The 20,760-nt window shown below is 42.2% G+C and carries 18 protein-coding genes; 17 read left to right on the top strand and 1 reads right to left on the bottom strand.

Translation table 11 applies throughout. The features are described 5' to 3' along the window. Positions 1-289 precede the first annotated feature (289 nt). From HXT46_RS06460 to HXT46_RS06420, 9 genes are all read left to right on the top strand, one after another. Entirely contained in the window at positions 290-451 is a 162-nt protein-coding gene (locus HXT46_RS06460; RefSeq protein ID WP_004116384.1) for a hypothetical protein, read from the top strand. Between the two features lie 26 nt (positions 452-477). Beyond that, on the top strand, positions 478-1,248 hold the full coding sequence (locus HXT46_RS06455) for an ABC transporter ATP-binding protein (protein ID WP_004116382.1): 771 nt from the start codon (positions 478-480) through the stop codon (positions 1,246-1,248). Positions 1,249-1,778: 530 nt separating this feature from the next. Continuing rightward, the gene (locus HXT46_RS06450) at positions 1,779-2,873 is read left to right on the top strand and encodes a hypothetical protein (RefSeq protein ID WP_421786356.1); all 1,095 of its coding nucleotides are present in this window, start codon (positions 1,779-1,781) and stop codon (positions 2,871-2,873) included. Beyond that, the gene (locus HXT46_RS06445; RefSeq protein WP_415707013.1) at positions 2,863-3,594 is read left to right on the top strand and encodes a hypothetical protein; all 732 of its coding nucleotides are present in this window, start codon (positions 2,863-2,865) and stop codon (positions 3,592-3,594) included. Before HXT46_RS06450 ends, HXT46_RS06445 begins: the two co-directional genes overlap by 11 nt. Positions 3,595-3,648: 54 nt before the next feature. Next, positions 3,649-4,989, top strand: coding sequence for a DNA recombination protein RmuC (gene rmuC, locus HXT46_RS06440; RefSeq protein WP_004137617.1), 1,341 nt, complete (start codon positions 3,649-3,651; stop codon positions 4,987-4,989). A 57-nt stretch (positions 4,990-5,046) separates the two neighbouring features. After that, the gene (locus tag HXT46_RS06435) at positions 5,047-5,895 is read left to right on the top strand and encodes a hypothetical protein (RefSeq protein ID WP_004573630.1); all 849 of its coding nucleotides are present in this window, start codon (positions 5,047-5,049) and stop codon (positions 5,893-5,895) included. A 57-nt stretch (positions 5,896-5,952) separates the two neighbouring features. Next, on the top strand, positions 5,953-6,759 hold the full coding sequence (locus HXT46_RS06430; protein ID WP_004116368.1) for a TrmH family RNA methyltransferase: 807 nt from the start codon (positions 5,953-5,955) through the stop codon (positions 6,757-6,759). 144 nt (positions 6,760-6,903) lie between these two features. Beyond that, the gene (locus tag HXT46_RS06425; RefSeq protein WP_421785944.1) at positions 6,904-7,923 is read left to right on the top strand and encodes an ATP-binding cassette domain-containing protein; all 1,020 of its coding nucleotides are present in this window, start codon (positions 6,904-6,906) and stop codon (positions 7,921-7,923) included. Continuing rightward, positions 7,920-8,909 carry an ABC transporter permease subunit gene (locus HXT46_RS06420; protein WP_009993690.1) on the top strand — a complete coding sequence of 330 codons (990 nt, stop codon included), beginning with the start codon at positions 7,920-7,922 and terminating at the stop codon, positions 8,907-8,909. Before HXT46_RS06425 ends, HXT46_RS06420 begins: the two co-directional genes overlap by 4 nt. Positions 8,910-9,051: 142 nt before the next feature. On the opposite strand, the gene vly is transcribed toward HXT46_RS06420, so the two are convergent. Beyond that, positions 9,052-10,602 carry a cholesterol-dependent cytolysin vaginolysin gene (gene vly, locus HXT46_RS06415; protein WP_004573633.1) on the bottom strand — a complete coding sequence of 517 codons (1,551 nt, stop codon included), beginning with the start codon at positions 10,600-10,602 and terminating at the stop codon, positions 9,052-9,054. 502 nt (positions 10,603-11,104) lie between these two features. On the opposite strand from vly, the gene gatC reads away from it, so the two are divergent. The 8 genes from gatC (at position 11,105) to HXT46_RS06375 (ending at position 20,758) form a co-directional block, all read left to right on the top strand. After that, positions 11,105-11,401, top strand: coding sequence for an Asp-tRNA(Asn)/Glu-tRNA(Gln) amidotransferase subunit GatC (gene gatC, locus HXT46_RS06410; RefSeq protein ID WP_004114131.1), 297 nt, complete (start codon positions 11,105-11,107; stop codon positions 11,399-11,401). A 3-nt stretch (positions 11,402-11,404) separates the two neighbouring features. Beyond that, positions 11,405-12,946, top strand: a complete 1,542-nt coding sequence (gene gatA / locus HXT46_RS06405; RefSeq protein ID WP_101889503.1) for an Asp-tRNA(Asn)/Glu-tRNA(Gln) amidotransferase subunit GatA — start codon at positions 11,405-11,407, stop codon at positions 12,944-12,946. Between the two features lie 32 nt (positions 12,947-12,978). After that, positions 12,979-14,478 (top strand): Asp-tRNA(Asn)/Glu-tRNA(Gln) amidotransferase subunit GatB, encoded by a 1,500-nt coding sequence (gene gatB, locus HXT46_RS06400; RefSeq protein ID WP_004116355.1) that lies wholly within the window; start codon positions 12,979-12,981, stop codon positions 14,476-14,478. Between the two features lie 221 nt (positions 14,479-14,699). Next, positions 14,700-15,623 carry a GNAT family N-acetyltransferase gene (locus HXT46_RS06395; protein WP_101886643.1) on the top strand — a complete coding sequence of 308 codons (924 nt, stop codon included), beginning with the start codon at positions 14,700-14,702 and terminating at the stop codon, positions 15,621-15,623. Then, on the top strand, positions 15,620-15,934 hold the full coding sequence (locus HXT46_RS06390; RefSeq protein WP_004105898.1) for a DUF2469 domain-containing protein: 315 nt from the start codon (positions 15,620-15,622) through the stop codon (positions 15,932-15,934). Before HXT46_RS06395 ends, HXT46_RS06390 begins: the two co-directional genes overlap by 4 nt. Positions 15,935-16,037: 103 nt before the next feature. Continuing rightward, on the top strand, positions 16,038-17,654 hold the full coding sequence (locus tag HXT46_RS06385; RefSeq protein ID WP_048730773.1) for an NAD(P)/FAD-dependent oxidoreductase: 1,617 nt from the start codon (positions 16,038-16,040) through the stop codon (positions 17,652-17,654). Between the two features lie 179 nt (positions 17,655-17,833). Continuing rightward, a complete protein-coding gene (rho, locus tag HXT46_RS06380; protein ID WP_421786354.1) occupies positions 17,834-19,828 on the top strand; it encodes a transcription termination factor Rho in 1,995 nt (664 codons plus the stop codon). 432 nt (positions 19,829-20,260) lie between these two features. Continuing rightward, positions 20,261-20,758, top strand: a complete 498-nt coding sequence (locus tag HXT46_RS06375; RefSeq protein WP_004114142.1) for an Lrp/AsnC family transcriptional regulator — start codon at positions 20,261-20,263, stop codon at positions 20,756-20,758. Positions 20,759-20,760: the final 2 nt, after the last annotated feature.

Here is a 20,760-nt window from a genome sequence, read left to right as displayed (position 1 = left end):
CACTATTTAATGTAGTCAAATAATGTAGTCAAATAAAACAAAGCGTGCTGTTTATTGGATTATTTTCCATTAGACAGCACGCTATTTTTGTATCTAAATAAAAAATATTTGTAGAAGGAACTTGAAATAAAAAGGTGGAATCCCCCTTAATTTTTCAAGTTATTGCTGATAATTGGCATTATAGGATATGCATATCTTTTAAAATTTTAATTGGTTTTTATAAAAATCTATTTTTTTTTCATATTAAATTATCATAAAATATATGTACTTATTCAAGGCTGAATACGTTATGAAGCAGATTGAAAATGGAGATACGAATATGTTCGCAAAGAAAGGATTTGCAATAGTTGCGCTTGCTACTATTGTTTATACTGTGCCAATTTCAGCTTATGCTCAGATGAGTGGTTCTGTAGTTGGAATAGACAGAGAAAATATACGAAGTTGTAGGTAAGTAGTCTAGTTATTAAGTGGTGAGATATGCAAGAATCATATACGGGCTCAGATGTGCAACTTGTTAATGTGAATTTTTCGTATGGGAAAAAACAAATTTTGCATAATCTTTCTATAGATTTATCTTTTGGCATATGTGGTCTTTTGGGGCCAAATGGTGCTGGGAAAACTACTCTGCTTAACGTTATAGCGACGATTTATGCTCCCTCTAGTGGGAAACTTTTTGTTCATGGCTTTGATGTAACTTGTCGTGCGGAAAGGGCTAAAGCTCGGTCAAATATTGGTTATTTGCCACAATCATTTGAACTTATGAATGCATCGAGTGTGTTAAAAAATGTTCAATATGCCGCATGGGCGCGAGGTTTATCGTGGAGCGCTGCGTATCAAGCTGCTTGGAATGCTCTCAAACAGGTTGGCTTGGAAAAACAAGCACATCGCATCGTTGCTAAAATATCAGGAGGTCAGCGTCAGCGTGCTGGTATTGCTTGTGTGATTGCTAGTCAGCCTGCAGTACTAATACTTGATGAGCCTACTGTTGGTTTAGATCCTGAGCAGCGTATTGATATTCGTAATTTTCTTAAGTCTTATTCGCAAAAGCATACTGTTATTGTTAGTACACATTTAGTAGAAGATTTAGCAGTAATTGCGGATCGGGTTATAGTTCTTAATGAAGGAATTATATTGCTTGATGGGAAAATGGATAATCTTCTTCAGTATGCTAATCGTGAAGATCTTATGGTAACTCCATGGGAATCAGGATATAGGCATTTGCTATCTAAATTTCATAAAAGTGAGTAGTAGCAGTAACTGGATATGTATAGTTTCTTATTTTGTTAATGTGGTAGTGAGTAGGGATGTGATTAAATATGCGTCAATATTCTAACTTTTTAACTGAATTCAGATTTTTTACGAAAAGTCATAAGAAGTGCACGATTGTTTCACATATTATGTCCCCATTATCTCTAATAAGCAGTTGTATTTTTAGCTTATTTTTGATTGCATATCCTATTTTTTTGGGTGTGGCAAATTTTTTAGCGCATAATAATAATTATGCGCTTTGGTTAAGAATTGATGTCACATGGATGCATTGTTTGTCTGATATTGTTGCTTGCATTTTTGGCGCATGGTGTTCATGTAAAGCTTGCTCGCCCAGATGTTTGGTCAATTCTGCGTGGTGTGCAGGAAAATCAGCCAGTCGTTACGCTATTCCTATACTAAAAGGCGCTATACTGTGCAGTTTGTTATATTGCGTAAGTATATTGCCAACAGTAATTCAGAGTGATGTAAATATTACAAATTTTCCGTATTTTCCACTATTGTGTGGAGGCGTGACGCCGAGTGCATTTTTTGCAATTGGTTTTACTTTAGGGGTAATTATTGGCAATCGTTGGGCAATTGTATTATCAGCTTTATTATCTTTTGCAATAATTTGGTGCTGTATTTATGGCGTCATTATAATGCGTAATGGCGTTATCCCTCAGGGAGATATTTTTCCTAGATATTGGGGTAGTAGTTTATACGCAATACTTCCAGTGTCGGATGCTGGTATTGGTGCTGAGCCTGGTTTGCGAATGAACCCATGGTTGGTGACTTTGCGCATATTCTTTGTGTGTGTTTTTATCGTTTCATGCATTCTTTGTTGCGCGCATATTAGATATTTTTGGCAAAAGGGATCTTATTGGTGCATAAAAGCAATAAGTATTTCTTTAATTATGCCAATAGTATGTGCTTGTTGTATAGCTATGTGGGGTCCAAAACCTTGGATTCGCTCTGGACCTTTTGTGCCTCAGTGTACGACGTTTAAAGATACTGCTTTTTCTGTTTGTGTACATCCTGAAGAAGCTTATATTCGTAAACTTCGTGCTGTTAAACATTTGAAAACTGTTGCTTCTTGGTTTCCTAAGAATCAGAGAGATTCGCAAGGCAAAGGAATTGTGCTTGTGCTTGGAAATGCGTTTACTCCAACAAATACTGAAAAATCTTGGAATCTTACTAATAGTGGTTTAATAAAGTTACGTAATCTTAAAGCTACTGTTATTCAACAACAAACAGATACATTTGTTAGGCGTTCTGAGAAATATGGTGATATGACTGGTATCGCTCAAGAAGTGTTACAAAGATTTGTGCCTGCAAAATGTGCATCAAATGCTATGAAAGAAGTATATGTAAAAAAGAATCTTGATTCAAACGCTTCTGTTACAGCATTTTTGCTTGCTCAGCTTCCTTCTCGTATAAGTAATGATGTGTATGGGTCATATGGATTTATTCCAGGTGAAGCAAACGATAAAGTGGCTATGAGTATTAATAATGCTGATGATGCTAAGCTGAAACAATTTGTAAAAAATCATGTTAAAGAACTTAATCAATGCCGCATAACTCCACAACAAGTCTTATCGGAACTTGGTGATAAGCATGAAAAATAATTTTCGCGCTTGGCTTGAAGGTAGGCATTATATTGTTGCAATCGTTGCAATTTTATTGTCCGTAGTCCTTCCCTCTTTAATGCTTGTTATATTCAGATCATTTGTAACGCAGTTGCCAGTTTATGTTGGTTATATTTGTTTGCCGGATTCTGCTAATGTGCATAATGCGGTAGGAGGTATAACGTTTCAATGTCAATCTGGTAGTAGTGTTGTTAATTTTGTTGTTCCTCTGTATGAAGTTATTGTAGTTGGGTTTATTGCCGCGGCATTCGTTTGTCTTGCTCCGATTATGGTATCGTGGGAACGTTTCGTGATGAAAAGGTTGCGAATATATGCATTGAGTGCTGCTTTATTGTGTTTGTTTGTTTCATTTGGCGCTTCAGTGTTGATTGTTCGTATAGTTGACTTGCAGCTATTTAGTACATTGCAGATGATTTTAGGTAATGCGTGGATTGATATTGTGCTCATAATGATTGGATTAGCCTGTTTTGGAAGGTTTTACGGTCTTGCATTTGGTGTCTTTTTAGTGGTGATGAATATTGCTACACAAGGTTTGCAAAGTAAAATTGGATTGATTTTGCGATGGTATCCTTATGGAACTTTGCCTGTAATTCCTGGACAATCCATATTGTTATACGTCATTGTTGTGCTTACTGTAATTGCAGTTTGCCTATGGAGCGGCACGTGTGGACGTGGATTGCTTTATTTTGAACGTGCTTAAAAGACGTGTCTAATTATGTTTCAAAAGTCAACTCAATAGTGTTTAATAGAACGTATGTTCGATAATATTGTGATGTTTGTTTTAATGGTGGTTGCTGTCGTAATAACCGCCATTGTTGTGCTGGCTATTGTTAAGCACAACAATGGAACGCAAGGCTCTAATGGCGTAAGCCAACGCGAATTTAACGAATTGCGCTCGCAGTATGAACAAGCGCGCGCTCAAGCGCAGGAAAATGGCAATCAAGCTATACGGTATCGTACTCAAGCAGAGCAGCTTGCTGAGCGATTGAAATTTGTGGAGTCTGAGCTGCTAAAAGCGCAGCAAGCAGAACAATTGCGAGTGAATCGCGAAGAACAATTGCGTGCAGAGCGAGAAGAACGCGAACGATTAAATCGTGAAAAAACTTTGAAAGAGCAAGGTAAAGTCTTGGAAGCGCTTGCTCCAGTAAAAGACAATCTTGAAGCTCTGAAGAATAAAGTTTCGCAGATTGAAGAAGGACGCAAGCAAGAAATGGGTGTGCTGAGCACTCAGCTTAAAGGCTTAAGCGAGCAGCAAACAAGGCTTGACCGCGAAACTAGTTCGCTTTCTGCAGCATTGCGTAATAACAAGGTTCGCGGAGCTTGGGGTGAGGCTCAGCTAAAGAATATTGTGGAATCTGCAGGTTTGCTTGAGCACGTTGATTTTGATACGCAGGTTGTTGTAACTGGAGTAAATGGCGAACAGCAGAGGCCAGATATGGTTGTGCATCTGCCAGGAGGCAAAACAATTCCAGTTGATGCAAAAGTTCCATATGCGGATTATCAGCGTGCTTGCGAAATCCCAGATAACGCAAGTGACGAAGAATTAGCTAGAAGGAGCGAGCTTCTAAAAGCGCACGCTAAGGCTTTGCGAGAGCATGTTAGAGTATTAGGAGCTAAAGCGTATTGGCAGGCTTTTGAAACAGCACCAGACTTTGTAGTTGCATTTATTCCAAACGAAGCGTTGCTTCAGGCGGCTCTTGAAGCGGATCCAACGCTTATGGATGATGCCTTTGCGCAAAAAGTAGCACTCACTTCCCCAGTTACTTTGTGGGCTGTGCTTAAGTCTGTTGCGTACGCATGGCAGCAGCAAAGTCTTACAGATGATGCGAAAGAACTTTTCGATTTATCTAGAGAATTGTACGATCGCTTTGCGGTTCTTGGAGAAAATGCTTCAAAACTTGGCGTATCTTTGGCAAGAACAGTTGCAGCTTACAATAAGTTTGCTTCCTCGCTTGAGTCGCGAGTGTTGGTAACAGCGCGTAAACTTCAGAAGTTAGATCAAAGTAAAGTTATTGCTTCAATAGATCTTATAGATTCTGATAAAGCTGATGTTAAAGAGCTGAGCGCTCCGGAAGTATCAGTAGAAGATCGTTAAGCATAAAAACATTAAAGCATCAAAAATTGAACAACTCTAAATGCTAAGGAGTGCAAAATGACAGAATTACAAGAAGAGCGCGCGGAACTTAAGCGCATGCTTTGTGCGGATATGAGTGCGAAACCATTTAGTGAACTGTTTTCTGTTACATTTGCTCAGCGCGGCTCCAAGTTGGTTGGTGATGTTCTTTTTGATGCAATTGAGAAAGCTGGGTATTCGTTAGAACGCGATGTTGACGCAGTTGGAGCGTTAACTGCTGCTGCAGTGCCTATGGTTTTTGCGCTTATTCATGCTGCAGAACGTAAAGGAATTGCACTCGACGGCTTTGTTATGGATTTTGTTTTCCCTGCAACAAAAGGTCCGTCAGTTAAAGGCAAGCGAGTATTGTTACTTGACTCTTGGCTTTCTGAAAAATCGTATGTTCAAACTTCTTCGCTTGTGACTTTACGACACGGAAATGAATTAAGTCTTGATTTTGGCATTGTTAATCAGCAAGGCGCGCAAATTCTTGCTATAGTTGCATTAATTGGTGGTGTTGACGCCGACGAACAAGGTACAAGGCATCTTCAATTAGTAAATCCAATAAGTAAGGAGAGTACTAAAATGGCATTTGTTCAAGCTTTCGGTGAAGAAGAATTACGCGCAGATGCAGAACACGAAGATTGCTGCAACGATCATTGCTGTGGCGGTCATTGCGAGGTTAAATGCACGGGTGATTGTGCTCATGATGGTTGCACTGAGCCTTGCTGTGAAGATAATTGCTGCGGTGGCCATTGCAAAGTAGAGTGCACTGGCGATTGCAAGCATGACGGTTGCACTGAGCCGTGCTGCGAAGACAACTGCTGTGGCGGTCACTGCAAGTCAGACTGCACAGGAGATTGCGTAACAGACGGCTGCCAAGACTAGCTGCAAAGACTAGCTGCCAATACTAAGCAAAAGTATTAAACGGAGCAAAACTTATACATGCACGAACCGAATCCAATTACTTTGGCTGCAAAAGCTTCCGATGAGCCAGAATTCCGACCTATAGGAGTTGGCCCATGGGAAGAAGAACATCCAGGTGAGCCTCGTCCAGATAATCCAGAATCGCCAAATTACGATGTGCGGTTTAGCGCTGAATTACTAGACGAAGGCGACCAGCGTAACGTCTTAGATTGCTACCGATACTGGAAAGTAGAAGATATAAAAGCGGATCTCGATTCTAAAGGCCGTCATGAGTTTGAAGTAGCTGTAGAAAATTGGACTCACGATTTCAACATAGGCTCTATGGTTCGCACTGCAAACGCGTTTACTGCGAAAAAAGTGTATATCGTAGGGCCTCATAAATGGAATCGCAAAGGCTCGTTAATGACTGAGCTTTACCAATACGTTGAGTGTTGCCCAACTATTGAAACTCTAGTAACTAATTGGCGCGAAAATATAGCACGAGAAACAGAAGAAGCGCATCAACTTTTGCTTAAAGCACAAGCAGATGGCAATAAAGAAGCCGAAAAAATCGCAAATATCAAGGAACAAGACGCTAAAAACGCTCGCGTTATAGCGCTCGATATTATTCCAGGCGCAGTTGCTATGGAAACCTACAAGTTCCCTAAACGTTGCCTTATGCTTTTTGGCGCGGAAGGTCCTGGTCTTTCTAAAAAAGCACTAAAAATGGCGGATGACGTTGTTTACATTTCGCAATTTGGCTCTGTTCGCTCGCTAAACGCAGGAGCAGCCGCAGCTGTTTCCATGCACGCGTGGATTGCGCAACATGCAGCACCAAATTGCTGAATATTAATTAAAAACTTAATTAAAATCTTAATTAAAATTTCAACAGCAGAATCTCATCAGTAATGTTAATTAAAACGCATTAGCCTGTACTCATAAACACTTACATTTTAGGTGTATTTTTTTTATTTGTGATATTGTTAATTTATGTTAGAATTTCAACATATTACAAAGCGTTTCGGCGCAAAAACAGCGCTTAACGACGTTTCTTTCGTCGCCGAAGACGGCAAAGTCACAGGCTTTTTAGGACCTAATGGCGCTGGTAAATCTACCACCATGCGTTGCGCGTTAAATCTTATTCATGCCAATAGTGGCACTTCTCTTATTGACGGAAAACCTTACGCAAAAATCGCATCCCCAATGACAGAAGTTGGAGCAGTTCTTGACGCAAAGTCTGCTCACAGGGGCCGTACGGCTTACAATCACCTGTATTCATTGGCTTTAACTCACGGAATATCAAAAAAGCGCGTTGACGAAGTGATTGATATTACTGGATTATCAAGTGTTAAAACCCGCAAAGCAGGATCTTTCTCGCTTGGTATGAGCCAGCGTCTTTCCATTGCGGCGGCTCTTTTAGCAGATCCGCACAATCTTATTTTGGACGAGCCAATTAACGGCTTAGATCCAGAAGGCGTTAAGTGGGTTCGCGAATTATGCAAGTATTACGCAAGCGAAGGCCGCGCAATACTACTTAGCTCGCACTTAATGAGCGAAGTTGCGCTTACTGCAGATAACCTTGTGATTATTGCGCATGGCGAAATTTTGAAGCGCACAACGGTTCAAGATTTTGTTGACGCACATTCGCAGCACGCTGTGCGACTTGTAACTCCAGAAGGCGAAAAGCTAAAGCAAGTGCTTGCTCAAAATCATCCTGAGTGCAAGATTTTGCCAGATAATCGCACACCTCAAGACGTTCAAGAAGGCGAACTTTTTAGAATAACAGATTGCGAACTAAGTCAGATTGCGCGAGAAATTGCGGATAATCAAATTTTGGTATATCAGCTTAATTACGAGCACGCGTCACTTGAGGAAGCATATTTGGCTCTTACACACGGTCAAGAGCAGTATGTAACGAAGGCTGTTCCTAGCAGCGGCTCGAAGCCGAGTGAACAAAAGCCGAGTGAACAAAACGTAGAGCAATCTAATAATGAGGAGAGTGCAAAATGAGTGAGCAAGTAGCAAATCAACAAGTGCAATCTTCTGAGTTCAACGCACACCAATCCAACGCGTACAAAACAGGCCGCAGCATGAACGCTCAACACTTGCGCCTAACATTTATGCACACGCTTAAATCCGAGATTGTTAAGTTGCGCGGACTTGCATCCACCTGGTGGTGCATGGCATTAACAATTGTTTTGCCAGTAATCTTTAGCTTTATTATAGCGATTGTGCAAAAAGCAATGTCTAAAGTTGACATTAAGAATGGAGCAAATCAAGGCAAATCAAGCGCTGCAATTACTGTTGGGCCGAGCAATAAAAGTAGCCTTATTGCATCTCAAGATAGCATTTTCCACTTAGTTATTAGTTTTGCTTCTGTATCTTTGATTGTTCTAGCGATTTTTGCAGTGCTTGCTGTAACCGCGGAGCATTCTACAACTTCGATTCAGGCTTCTCTTACTGCTGTACCTAGAAGGGGTATGTTCTTTACGGCTAAATTTATTGCTGTTGCAATCTACGTTTTTGTAGTGCAACTTATTGCAATGGCAGTTTCGCTAGGCGCTGCAGAATTAGCCTTTATAGGAGACAACACTTCTGGATTATCTGGAAGCAACGCGTGGAAATTGCCTCTTACGCTGTTTCTTGGCTCTCCTGCAATTATGGTTGTTGTAGCAGCAATGGCGTACGGCTTTGGCATGATTTGCAAGTCAACTGCTGGCGGAATTATGTGCGTTATTGGAGCCGTGATGATTTTGCCTAGTGTTCTTAGCATTATTATGTTTGCAAGCAATTTCGCGAAGTGGAATTCAATACTTATACAGCTTTTGCCAGCCACAGCGGTGGAGAAATTCTTGGGCGGCTCCCCTAATTCGGGTGCACAGCTTCCACCAAACGCATATGTTTTTACATGGTGGCAATCAGGCTTGGTGGTTCTTGCTTGGGGCGTAGTCATGTATGCAATTGGCCACGTTGTGGAAAAGCATCGCGATATTTAGCGCGATATCTAAAATATTTAAATATTCTGCAAATAATATTTTGCAAAAACAATAAGGGCTTTATCTCGTAACTGACTACAAGATAAAGCCCTTTCCTGTGTTTACTTTTCTATTTTTCTATATTTAATCATGTGTTATGAATTCAGTCGTTCTTTACAGTTTCAGCAACGCGAGGCCACAAGGTTGTGCCCCAATTGCTAATAGTACGCTGACGAACTAGTGGCAAATCAGAACGGTCATATACTGTGCGCCATGGTTCCCAAACCAAACCAGTCTTTTCAACCAACTTGATTCGTAGATTGCGTACATTTCCTTTGAACTGAATAGTGGTGTTGAAGTGAGCTGTACGATACTTACCATTGCCTTCCCAAGCGCGAGAACGCACGTAAGGAGTGCCGTCAATTTCGGTGCCGTACTCATCCCAGTAGATGTAGTAGCGAGCTACATAAGCTCCACGGTGGTCCAAAGTCAAGTAGCCATTGCGATAAGAAGAAACCTTCGTTTCAATATAATCGCTGTTGGATTGCAAAGTTGCTACTTCGTTATCCTTGACGAAGGAAGTGGTGTATGCAATTGGAACCGCTGGGCTAGAGGTGCTCAAATTTGCACCTTCCTGAATCAAAGCCTTAAGCGTATCGATATTGCCTGTAATAACTTTAGCTGCACCATTAGCGCTGCCACCAAGAATCACTGCAGTAACAGAAGTATTCTGGAGAATGCGATGGAATTCGGTGTTTGGCTTGATTTCTACGCCCTTAATTGCTGCTTCTACCGCAGCCTGGAAATCAGTGCTCTTGCTGGTGGTATCGAACTTTACGTACATTGAGCGACCATAAGCTACGTTTGACACGTAAACTGGTGGGCGCTTGTTGTCAACGCCACGGTTCTTCAAGCTGTCTGGCGTAGTGCAAGGAGCAAAGAAATCTGCTGGGCTATCTGGTGCATCAACGCTTACGGTGTAGTAAGTTTGCTTGAAGTTCACAATTTGAGTCTGCTTCTCACCCTTGTGTACTGCATCGAAATCAATCTTCAGCGGAACACCAATCTTGGCAAAATCAGCACCAAACTTAGCCTTGAGCTGGTTCATGCTTTGTGCGCTTGCAGAATCGTACTGCATGCGAGCTGCAACATGATGACTTGCTCCATATTGTGCATTCCACTTAGAAACTAAGCCGTTCACTGCGGAAGTTACAGAGCTCTTGGTTGGGCGCTGAACAGTTACAGCACTTTCGCCGCCGTGGAATCCCGGCAAATCAACGCTCAACGTTATTGGAGCGCGGTTTGCAGAAATCAGGCTTGGCATATTGTCCATCAAATTCTTATCAGCACGGAAAAGAGCACCTGGGTATACGCGATCATCGTTGGCGGAAGTAACCGACAAATTTGAAGTTGTATTGGTGATGTTCTTCTTCTGATGCTCAACAACAACGAATTCACCGTTCTTGTTGAAGCTGTCGCTGGAGAATTTGTTCTCAATGGTTTCGCCATGACGGGCGAGAATGTTTGTTTTATCGTATTGCAAATCCCACAAATAATTATTCAACGAGTCTTTCTTAGCTGCGCAAGATGTAGCTGGTTCAGAATCCTTAGCGGAAGGAGCGGCCATTGCTGGTGCTGCTAAGCATTGTGGAACAATAGTTGCGCCCGCGAGGAGCAACATTGCTGCATTACGGTAGAACTTTGTACTCTTCATATGTATCCTTATATTATGATATTTTCTGTTATTTTTTATGAGATACCGTAACTTATTTGCTTCTATGCATGGCATGCTTCGCTGCATTAGCTTAATATCTCATAGCATCTTATTATTACATGCTTTTTTATTTCTGGGATAGTGAAATAAAACAAATTTTTTTATTCTGCAAATAAACGTATGAAGAAGGTTGGAATGCCAACATTCTTTTATTGAATTATTTACATTTCATGGCGTGTTGACATGCATAGACCTTCGTTTTCACATACTTTTATACTCGTTAGTTTTATGAAAACTGTATGTGATAATAATTGTTATTTCGCTTATTGTCTCACTAATAAAATTTTTTTTAATATTACACATAATTTTCCCTAGAAAATATGGATCGACAATCATGTTCTAAAATTGGGAAAATATTTCTACAGTAACGTGTGTAAATCTTTTATCAATATTGCTTTTTTCTTCTATAAGAAGGTCACGCATCACACATATAGTTGAGGTTATGCCTACATTCACACGCGAAGAAATTGAGCATTTGGGTGTTTTGTCCCAGATTGCTTTAAGCGACGAAGAAATCAGTCGCTTGCAAGGCGAATTAAACGTCATTGCAGAATCTATTAACAAAGTGCAGGAAGTTGCTGGCGAAGATGTGCCACCTACTGCAAATCCAGTACCTCTTGAAGCGTATTTGCGCCCAGACGAGCCTGCTACGCCATTGACTCAAGAAGAAGCGCTTTCTGGCGCTCCTAGAAGTGAGTCTGGCATGTTTGTAGCACCTCGAATTTTGGGGGAGGAATAAAACATGACTAATACTCAAGATTTAGTAAAGCTTTCTGCTGCCGATATGGCAAAGGCTGTAAAAGCTAAAGAAGTCTCTAGCCGCGAGCTTGTTGAAGCTCACTTGGCAGTAATCGAAGCAGCCGAGCCAGAAATCAAAGCATTCTTACATGTTTCTGCAGATGTTGCACTTGAACAAGCAGATGCTTTTGATAAAAAGAACGCTAATGGCGAAGCCGAAGGCTTACCTGAGCTTGCAGGCGTTCCAATTGCCATTAAAGACATGATTGTTACTAAGGGCATTCCTACTACTGCAGCATCTAAGATTCTCGAAGGCTGGGTTCCACCTTACGATGCTACCGTTATTGAAAAGCTCAAGGCAGCTGGCATGCCAATTCTTGGCAAGACTAATTTGGATGAGTTCGCTCAAGGTTCTTCTACCGAGCATTCCGCTTATCAAACTACTTGCAATCCTTGGGATACTGAGCGCGTTCCTGGCGGTTCTGGCGGCGGTTCTGCAGCTGCTGTTGCTGCATTCGAGGCTCCTATTGCTTTGGGTACAGATACTGGCGGCTCTATTCGCCAGCCAGGCGCTTTAACTGGTACTGTTGGAGCAAAGCCAACTTACGGCGGAGTCAGCCGTTTTGGCGCAATCGCTATGGCAAGCTCGCTTGATCAGATTGGCCCTGTTTCTCGTACCGTTCTTGACTCTGCACTTTTGCAGGAAATCATTGGCGGCAACGATAAGCGCGATTCAACTTCGATTCCTGCTCCTGTTCCTCCAATGGCTCAGGCTGCGCGCGAGGGTGCTCGCCGTGATTTGAAGGGCGTAAAGGTTGGTCTTGTTAAAGAGCTTAGCGGAGAAGGCTTCCAGCCAGGCGTTGAAGCACGCTTTAATGAGGCTGTGCAATTGCTTAAGGATATGGGCGCAGAAGTAACAGAAGTCTCCTGCCCTCATTTCCCTTATTCTTTGGCTGCTTACTACATTATTATGCCTTCCGAAGTTAGCTCTAATTTGGCTCGCTACGATGGCATGCGCTACGGTTTGCGCGTAATGCCACCAGCAGACAAGCCTCAAACTGCTGCAAACATGATGGCTGCAACTCGCGAAGCTGGCTTTGGCGACGAAGTAAAGCGCCGTATTATTCTTGGCACTTACGCACTTTCCGCCGGCTACTACGATGCTTGGTATGGCTCTGCACAAAAGGTTCGTACGCTTATTATTCGCGACTTTGAAGAAGCGTTTAATAAGGTAGATGTTCTAGTCTCTCCAACAAGCCCTACAACGGCATTTAAGTTTGGCGAGAAGATGAACGATCCACTCTCCATGTACATGAACGATATTGCTACGATTCCTGCAAACATGGCTGGCGTTCCAGCTTTGAGCCTCCCAGCTGGCTTAAGCGACGATGGTTTGCCTGTTGGTATTCAGATTATTGCTCCGCAATGCCATGATGAAAAGATGTACAAGCCTGCAGCAGCGTTGGAAGCAGCGCTCGAAGAAAAGTGGAGTGGCCCAATCTGGAAGTCGCTTAAAGCTGGTTGGCTCGATTCATTGGCTAAGTAAAGTGAAATAAAGCTTAAGTAAGAAGGATTCTCATGGCTGAAAAACTTATGAAATACGCCGATGCTGTGGAGCAATTTGACCCAGTTTTCGGCTTGGAAACTCATGTTGAGCTTTGCACGCGCACAAAGCTGTTCTGCCCAGCGGAGGTATCTTTTGGTGGCGAGCCAAATACTCAGTTAACTCCTGTAAGCCTTGGTTTGCCAGGCTCTTTGCCAGTTGTAAACAAGACTGCAGTTGATTACGCTATTAAACTCGGTTTGGCATTGCATTGCGAAATCGCTGAGTGGAGCCAGTTCGCTCGTAAGAACTACTTCTACCCAGATATGCCTCGTGATTATCAGATTTCCCAGTATGATAAGCCTACTAATGGCAATGGTTACTTGGACGTTGAGCTGGAAGACGGCACCGTGTTCCGCGTGCCGATTGAACGTGCTCATATTGAGGATGATGCTGGTAAGAATACTCACGTTGGCGGCGCTGACGGTCGTATTGAAGGTGCAAATCATTCTTTGGTTGATTACAATCGTGCAGGCGTGCCTTTAATTGAGATTGTAACTAAGCCAATCGAAGGTGCGGGTAGCCGCGCTCCAGAAATTGCTGGTGCTTATATGCGTGCTATTCGCGATATTGTTCGCGCTCTTAACATTTCCCACGCTCGTATGGAGCAGGGCAATATGCGTGCTGACGTGAACGTTTCGCTTCGTCGCAAGTCGACTGATCCATTTGGTACGCGTTCCGAAACTAAGAATGTGAACACATTCCGCGGTATTGAAAAGACGCTGCAATATGAGATTCGTCGTCAGGCTGCTATTTTGAGCGAAGGTGGCGAGATTTTGCAGGAAACTCGTCACTGGGATGAAGCAACTCAGACTACTGCTGGCGGTCGTGTGAAGTCGGATGCTGACGATTATCGCTACTTCCCAGATCCTGATTTGGTTATGCTTCATATAACTAAAGAGCATATTGAGCGCATGAAGGCCGAAATGCCGGAAATGCCTCGCGAGCGCCGTAACCGTTTGCAAAGCGAATGGGGTATTAGCGATCTTGAAATGCGAGATATTCTTAACGCGGATGCTCTTGATTTGGTTGAAGAAACCGTTAAGGCTGGTGCAAGTGCTGCTGGTGCTAAGAAGTGGTGGCTTGGTGAGCTTGCTCGCGAAGCAAACACTCGTGGCGTGACTTTGGAAGAATTGCCTATTACTCCGCAAGATGTGGCTGAAGTTGAAAAGCTAATTGCAGATGGCAATCTTAACGATAAGCTCGCTAAGCAAACTGTTGCATGCGTTTTGGCTGGCGAGGGTAAGCCTGATGAAGTTGTTAAGAAGCACGGATTCAAGGTTATGAACGACGACGGCGCTTTGGAAGCTGCTGTTGACGCTGCTCTTGCTGCTGATCCTGAAGTTGCAGAAAAGCTTAAGGCTGGAAATATGAAGCCGATGGGCGCAATTATTGGCGCTGTTATGCGTGCGACTAAAGGTCAGGCTGATGCTAAGGCTGTTACTAAGATCGTGATGGCAAAGATTAAAGGCTGATTTAAATTTTAGTTAGATTAAAATTTAGCTAGAAAAGAATAGTTTATAGATGCACTTTTTGCATTTTATGCTTTGCGTTTTAACCTTGTGTTTTATAGCATTGTGTAGAGTGCAAAAAGTGTAATCTTATATTGTAGTTGCTTACGCATTTGTATTTTGCTTATGCTTTTTGTAGAACTTTTTGTAACGCAAGGTCAATTAGGTACAGGAAACAGGTGAATATGCAGGAAGTCAATGCTGACTCTACAAACTCTCGAGAGTTACCAGAAAGTATTGTAATTCCGTCAATACGCGGCGAGATGGCTCGTCTTAGGCAAGCAACCATCGAAGATTTAGCGAGGATGGATTCATTACATGCTTTTGATGGTGCGGCTGTTATAACTGGCAAGGATTCACAATCTGAACGTGCTATGGTTCATGCGTGGGTTGAGCGTTCTGTGCAGTGGTCTTTGGACAATAATGATAAAAGTATGTCTGATTATGCTGGGGTTGTTGGAGATGCTCAATCACGCCCAACAATCGCATGGTCAATTGTGCCAGATCTTATTGATGACGCTAAAAATACCAATGGCGATATTATTGGAATGATTTTTTTGATCGACATTGATGGTTGGTCTAAATCCGCTAGAATTCAGGTGATTCTAGGACGCGATTATAGGGGTCGTGGGTATTCTAGAGATGCAATGCCTAGAGTTATGACGTATGGTTTTGCTCCAGACACAGTTGGTTTAGCATTGCATAGGATTTGGGTTGGTGTTCCAGCAGCGAATACGCGTTCTCTTTCTGTTTATCAGTCTCTTGGTTTTGTAAAAACTGGAACAGCTAGAGATGCTTTGTGGGATTCACAAAATCAAAAATATCAAGATTTTGTTGTTATGGACACTCTCGTAGATGAATATGATGCCATTCGTTCTTTAGACGCTTTTGGTCTGCACGTTATTGAAGATAATCCTGGTGTTTGTGAAGCGCTAAGTGCGCATGAGCATTCAATTGCAATACCTGTTAGCAAAGATAATTCCGACGAATCGTGGCCGTATAATGCGGCTACAGTCAAAGAAGATTCTTCTAAACGTGCATGGTGGCGTATTATAGGACGCGGTCGTAAGCGTAACACTAATGGCAATAATGCGGAAGGGAAGCGATGAGCGCTGAAGATCTCGACAATTACGAAACTGACGCCGAGCTTGCGTTGTACAAGGAGTATCGTGACGTTATTAAGCTTTTTACGTATGTTGTAGAAACTGAGCGACGATTCTATTTGGCAAACAAGGTGGATTTTAACGTGCGTTCTGCAGGTCAAGATGTGTATTTTGACGTGCAATTAACAGACGCTTGGGTGTGGGACGTTTACCGCCCTTCGCGGTTTGTGAAAAACGTTCGTATTGTTACGTTTAAAGACGTAAATGTGGAAGAAGTGCAGAAAACAGATATCGATATTCCAGAATCTATCGCATGATAAGAGTATGCTAGTAAAGCTTATGTTTAGATTTTAATATAGATACGTGCTTGCAATTTTGCGATTTTGACTTTATAAAGCGTCTTTTAGGTATGGAGGAAAATTGACTGATACACAATCCCAGAAACAATCTGTAGTGATTATTGGTGGCGGTCCGGCAGGGTTGACGGCTGCATGGGAGCTTGTAAAAGATGGCGGAGCTAGCCGCTACGATGTAACTGTTCTTGAAGCATCTAAAGAGTTTGGCGGAATTTCTCGCACTGTAAAATACAACGGAAACCGCATGGATATTGGCGGTCACCGATTCTTCTCTAAAGATGATCGAATTATGCAATGGTGGCGAGATATGCTGCCACTTCAAGGCGCTCCTTCTTACGACGACAAAAAACTTGGCAGACACCACGATTTAGAGAATGGCGGCCCAGACCCAGAAGTCGAAGATGAGGTTATGCTTAAGCGTCATCGCGTTTCTAGAATCTTCTGGAATCATCATTTCTTCGACTACCCTATCTCTCTTTCTGCGTCTACTTTGCGCTCTATGGGCTTTGTTCTTACTATGAAGGTTGGTTTTAGCTACCTTTGGTCTATGATTCACAAGTTGCCAGAAACAAATCTCGAAAACTTCTACATTAATCGCTTTGGCAAAAAGCTGTATTCTATGTTCTTTGAGGGCTATACCGAGAAGCTTTGGGGAAGGCATCCAAGTCAGATTTCCGCAGATTGGGGTGCTCAGCGAGTTAAGGGTTTGAGCATTGTTGAAGTTTTAAAGAATGCTTTCTCTAAGCTTATGCCGAAAAAGAAGGCAAATCAGGAAGTTGAAACTTCACTGATTGAAGAATTCTGGTATCCTAAGCTTGGTCCTGGTCAGCTTTGGGAGACTGTTGAACGTCGTTGCCGTGAAAATGGCGCTACTGTTTTAACAGATGCAAAAGTTGTTGCTATTAAACAGTGCGACGGTAAAATTTCTAGTGTTGTCGTTGAAAATCAAGATGGTTTGCAGCAAGAACTTCATGCGGATCAGTTTATTTCTTCTATGCCAATAAAAGATTTGGTTGCAGCTATTGAGCATGGCGCTGACGGAAATGAGTCTGTGCAGGTTCCATCCGAATTACAACGAGTTGCTAAAGGCTTGCCTTACCGTGATTTCGTAACCGTTGGACTTCTTGTTAAGCGTATGCGCTTGCGTAATACGACTGATATTCCAACGTTAGGTAACCCTCCTATTGTGCCTGATTGCTGGATTTATGTGCAGGATCCAGGATACAAAGTTGGTCGTTTGCAAATCTTTAACAACTGGAGCCCATATCTCGTTAAGGATGTTGACAACACTGTGTGGATTGGTCTTGAATACTTCTGCAATGAGGGCGATGATTTTTGGAATATGAGCGACGAAGAGGCTCGTAAATCTGCGATTGATGAGCTTACTCGTATGCAGGTTATTGATGGCGAAGATGATGTTTTGGATGCGCATCGTGAGCGTGTTCCAAAGGCTTATCCAGCTTACTTCGATACTTATGCTCAGATGCCTGAGCTTGTTAAGTATTTGGATGGTTTTGGTAACTTGTATTGTGTTGGTAGAAATGGTCAGCATCGTTACAATAATCAGGATCATTCTATGGCTACTGCTATTGAAGCCGTGTCTAATATTAACAGTGGAAAACAGTCTAAAGATAATGTTTGGTCTGTTAATACAGAAAAGTCATATCACGAAAAGAAGTAGCGTTTTTTCTTTTTGCCACGCCGTGTTGTTGTGAGTCGCATGAGTGTAGTAGCATACATTTATCAGCGATTAAGTCACATTGTTATGTGCTTATCGTTGTATTCACAACGGATTTTTCCGAAATCTTCCATGTAAAGCTCCAAGTAGTTTGTTTCTTGGGGTTAGGGAAAGGTATAACTGTGGCAACAAGCCAAAATCTTGATGATATGAAGCTTTCTGAGCTTAAGGATCTTGCGAAGCAAATGGGCCTGCGCGGTACGTCTACAATGCGTAAGCCAGATTTGATTGCTACGCTTACCGCTGCGCGCAATGGTGGGGATGCGCCAGCAGGAGTTAGCGTACATGTTCCTAAAAGCATTGTTAGGGATAGTCGTTCGTCGCTTAATGATGAGGATGAGTCTAAATACGATTCATCTTCATCTTTTAGGTCGCGTCGCAATTTTGATGATGATAGTGGTGAGTCTGCTCGTAAATCTGCTGATGAGGATTTGTTAGAAAATCTCGGCTTGCCTGATTCTGTTGAATCTTCTGATTCTGATGATTCTGTTGATTCAAATAGAAGCGGTAAGTCTAGGCGTCGTCGTGAGTTTACGCGTGATAATCAATCTCAGCGTCGTCGTCAGTCTGATTTTAAAGATAATTATCGCGGAAATAACTCGGATGATGCAGATGATACGGAAGATGATCTAGATCAGATTCTTGCTACTTTGCCAAGTGAAAAGTCTTCTGATTCTAACGCAAATCGTGATTCTGAATCTCGCAGGCAACGCGGAGCTTCGCGTTCTAATGGCGATGACGATTATGATACGCATTCAGATAGGAATGACAGGTATCAACGTCGTATGCGTGGTCGTGGACGCGATAGAGATGATTACGATTCCCGCTCGGATCGCTCTGATCATTTAGAGCGTGAAGATCGACCTACGAGGAATGATCGTTCTGATCGCAATGATATTCGTGAAGACCACGAGTCTCGTGAATCAGCTTCTCGTAGAGAGGAACCAAAAGAAGAGCTTGTTCCAGTTGCTGGTATTGTAGATGTGCTTGAATCTTATGCGTTTGTGCGCACTTCTGGATATTTGCCTGGTCCAAATGATGTTTACGTTTCTATGAGCCAAATCAAAAAGTATGGTTTGCGCAAGGGAGATGCGGTTCAAGGTTCTATTCGTGCTCCTCGCGAAGGTGATCGTAGGAATCAGCGCCAAAAATTTGTTCCTTTGCAAAGCGTTGACAGCATTAATGGCATGAGCGTAGAAGATGCTCAGAATCGTCCACAATTCGCTAAGCTCACGCCTTTGTATCCGCAAGAGCGCTTAAAGCAGGAGACTACGCCAAATCGTATGCTTGGCAGAATCATTGATCTTGTGGCTCCTATTGGTAAGGGTCAGCGTGGTTTGATTGTTTCGCCTCCTAAGGCTGGTAAAACAATCACTTTGCAAAATATTGCGAACGCGATTGCTGTTAATAATCCAGAAGTGCATTTGATGGTTGTCCTTGTAGACGAGCGTCCAGAAGAAGTTACCGACATGGAGCGCACTGTTCAAGGCGAGGTTATTTCTTCTACGTTTGACCGTCCGGCATCAGATCACACTACTGTTGCGGAGCTTGCGATTGAGCGTGCTAAGAGGCTTGTAGAGCTTGGCCAAGATGTTGTTGTTCTTCTTGATTCTATGACTCGTCTTGCTCGTGCATACAATATTGCTGCTCCTGCATCTGGTCGTATTCTTTCTGGTGGCGTGGATGCTCAGGCGCTTTACCCTCCTAAAAAGTTCTTTGGTGCCGCGCGAAACATTGAAAATGGCGGTTCTTTGACTATTATTTCTTCCGCTTTAGTGGAAACTGGTTCAAAGATGGATGAAGTTATTTTCGAAGAGTTTAAGGGCACTGGAAACATGGAGCTTCGCTTGAGTCGCGATTTGGCAGATAAGCGCTTGTTCCCAGCAGTGGATATTAATTCTTCTGGCACGCGCCGCGAAGAGTTGATTACTCCTGCTCAAGAATTGCCTATTATTTATCGCTTAAGGCGACTATTTGGCGGACTTGAGCCAGAGCAGGCTTATCAGACTTTGGTGCCACGCTTAAAGAAAACTGCGTCGAATCGCGATTTTCTCGCGGCGATTGTGCAGCAAGCGAATAACTCTACAAATGGCGGGTCGCCAGCAACCTCTGCTTAAGTAGGTTATGTTCGTGTAATTTTATAAATATAACTTTAAAAAATACACTTTAATTACCCCTTGGTTTGATCAATCGAGGGGTAATTTTTATTGTTTATTTTTTAATACTGTTTTTATTACAAACTCATTTTGTGTTTTAAAATAAAAAAATATACGTTTATATATAATTATTTTCCTATAAAATACACTATTCTTGGTAATTTTTACTATTGATAATGCGTATGCAAATAATAAAAATTAAATAATTATAATTACTTGTCAAAAGTTTATTCCTATAAACATTTGATATTTAATGTGAAAAACCGTGATTTTTTATATAATTTTGTTCTTTTTCGTTAAAAAATACGATACGATTGAAGAGACTGCAGGGTAGCGCAATCTGAAATCTACAACAGTATTCAGGAAGATGCGCTGTATGAGGATGGAGGTCGTATGACAGGAAACTCTCATAAGATTGAAAATAATATTCCTTCTGGCTTGAACGCTAATGTGAGCACAGTTGCTCCTATAGATTCTACAGATGCGATTATTGTAGATATTCTTGAACATGATGGTCGTGCAACATTAACCAGACTAGCTAAAGCATCTGGATTATCGGTTTCTGCCGTACAATCTAGAGTACAAAAGCTTGAGCGCAGAGGAATTATCACTGGTTACCGTGCGTTGATTGACTATGAGCGCAGAGGCTTGCCAGTAAGCGCATTTGTTGCTGTAACACCTCTTGACTTTGAGCAAGAAGCATCTGTTCCAGCCAAGTTGAAAGATATTGAAGGTATTGAAGCCTGCTATTCTATCACTGGAAGCCCAAGTTTCATGCTCGTAGTTCGTGTTGCTACACCTAGCAAGCTAGAAGAGCTAATTAACACGATTCATAGGATTGTGCCAGTTAGCACAGAAACAACTATGGTTTTGCAGACTTATTTCGACTAGAA

The organism is Gardnerella sp. DNF01204 (assembly GCF_049244145.1).
Classification (GTDB): Bacteria; Actinomycetota; Actinomycetes; order Actinomycetales; family Bifidobacteriaceae; genus Bifidobacterium; species Bifidobacterium vaginale.
This window is presented reverse-complemented; position numbering and strand designations above follow the sequence as displayed.

Excerpts from the sequence above, each read along its gene's own strand:
- HXT46_RS06460 (WP_004116384.1), top strand. The coding sequence starts at position 290 with ATGAAGCAGATTGAAAATGGAGATACGAATATGTTCGCAAAGAAAGGA.
- HXT46_RS06455 (WP_004116382.1), top strand. The coding sequence starts at position 478 with ATGCAAGAATCATATACGGGCTCAGATGTGCAACTTGTTAATGTGAAT.
- HXT46_RS06445 (WP_415707013.1), top strand. The coding sequence starts at position 2,863 with ATGAAAAATAATTTTCGCGCTTGGCTTGAAGGTAGGCATTATATTGTT.
- rmuC (WP_004137617.1), top strand. The coding sequence starts at position 3,649 with ATGTTCGATAATATTGTGATGTTTGTTTTAATGGTGGTTGCTGTCGTA.
- HXT46_RS06435 (WP_004573630.1), top strand. The coding sequence starts at position 5,047 with ATGACAGAATTACAAGAAGAGCGCGCGGAACTTAAGCGCATGCTTTGT.
- HXT46_RS06430 (WP_004116368.1), top strand. The coding sequence starts at position 5,953 with ATGCACGAACCGAATCCAATTACTTTGGCTGCAAAAGCTTCCGATGAG.
- HXT46_RS06425 (WP_421785944.1), top strand. The coding sequence starts at position 6,904 with ATGTTAGAATTTCAACATATTACAAAGCGTTTCGGCGCAAAAACAGCG.
- HXT46_RS06420 (WP_009993690.1), top strand. The coding sequence starts at position 7,920 with ATGAGTGAGCAAGTAGCAAATCAACAAGTGCAATCTTCTGAGTTCAAC.
- vly (WP_004573633.1), bottom strand. The coding sequence starts at position 10,602 with ATGAAGAGTACAAAGTTCTACCGTAATGCAGCAATGTTGCTCCTCGCG.
- gatC (WP_004114131.1), top strand. The coding sequence starts at position 11,105 with ATGCCTACATTCACACGCGAAGAAATTGAGCATTTGGGTGTTTTGTCC.
- gatA (WP_101889503.1), top strand. The coding sequence starts at position 11,405 with ATGACTAATACTCAAGATTTAGTAAAGCTTTCTGCTGCCGATATGGCA.
- gatB (WP_004116355.1), top strand. The coding sequence starts at position 12,979 with ATGGCTGAAAAACTTATGAAATACGCCGATGCTGTGGAGCAATTTGAC.
- HXT46_RS06395 (WP_101886643.1), top strand. The coding sequence starts at position 14,700 with ATGCAGGAAGTCAATGCTGACTCTACAAACTCTCGAGAGTTACCAGAA.
- HXT46_RS06390 (WP_004105898.1), top strand. The coding sequence starts at position 15,620 with ATGAGCGCTGAAGATCTCGACAATTACGAAACTGACGCCGAGCTTGCG.
- HXT46_RS06375 (WP_004114142.1), top strand. The coding sequence starts at position 20,261 with ATGACAGGAAACTCTCATAAGATTGAAAATAATATTCCTTCTGGCTTG.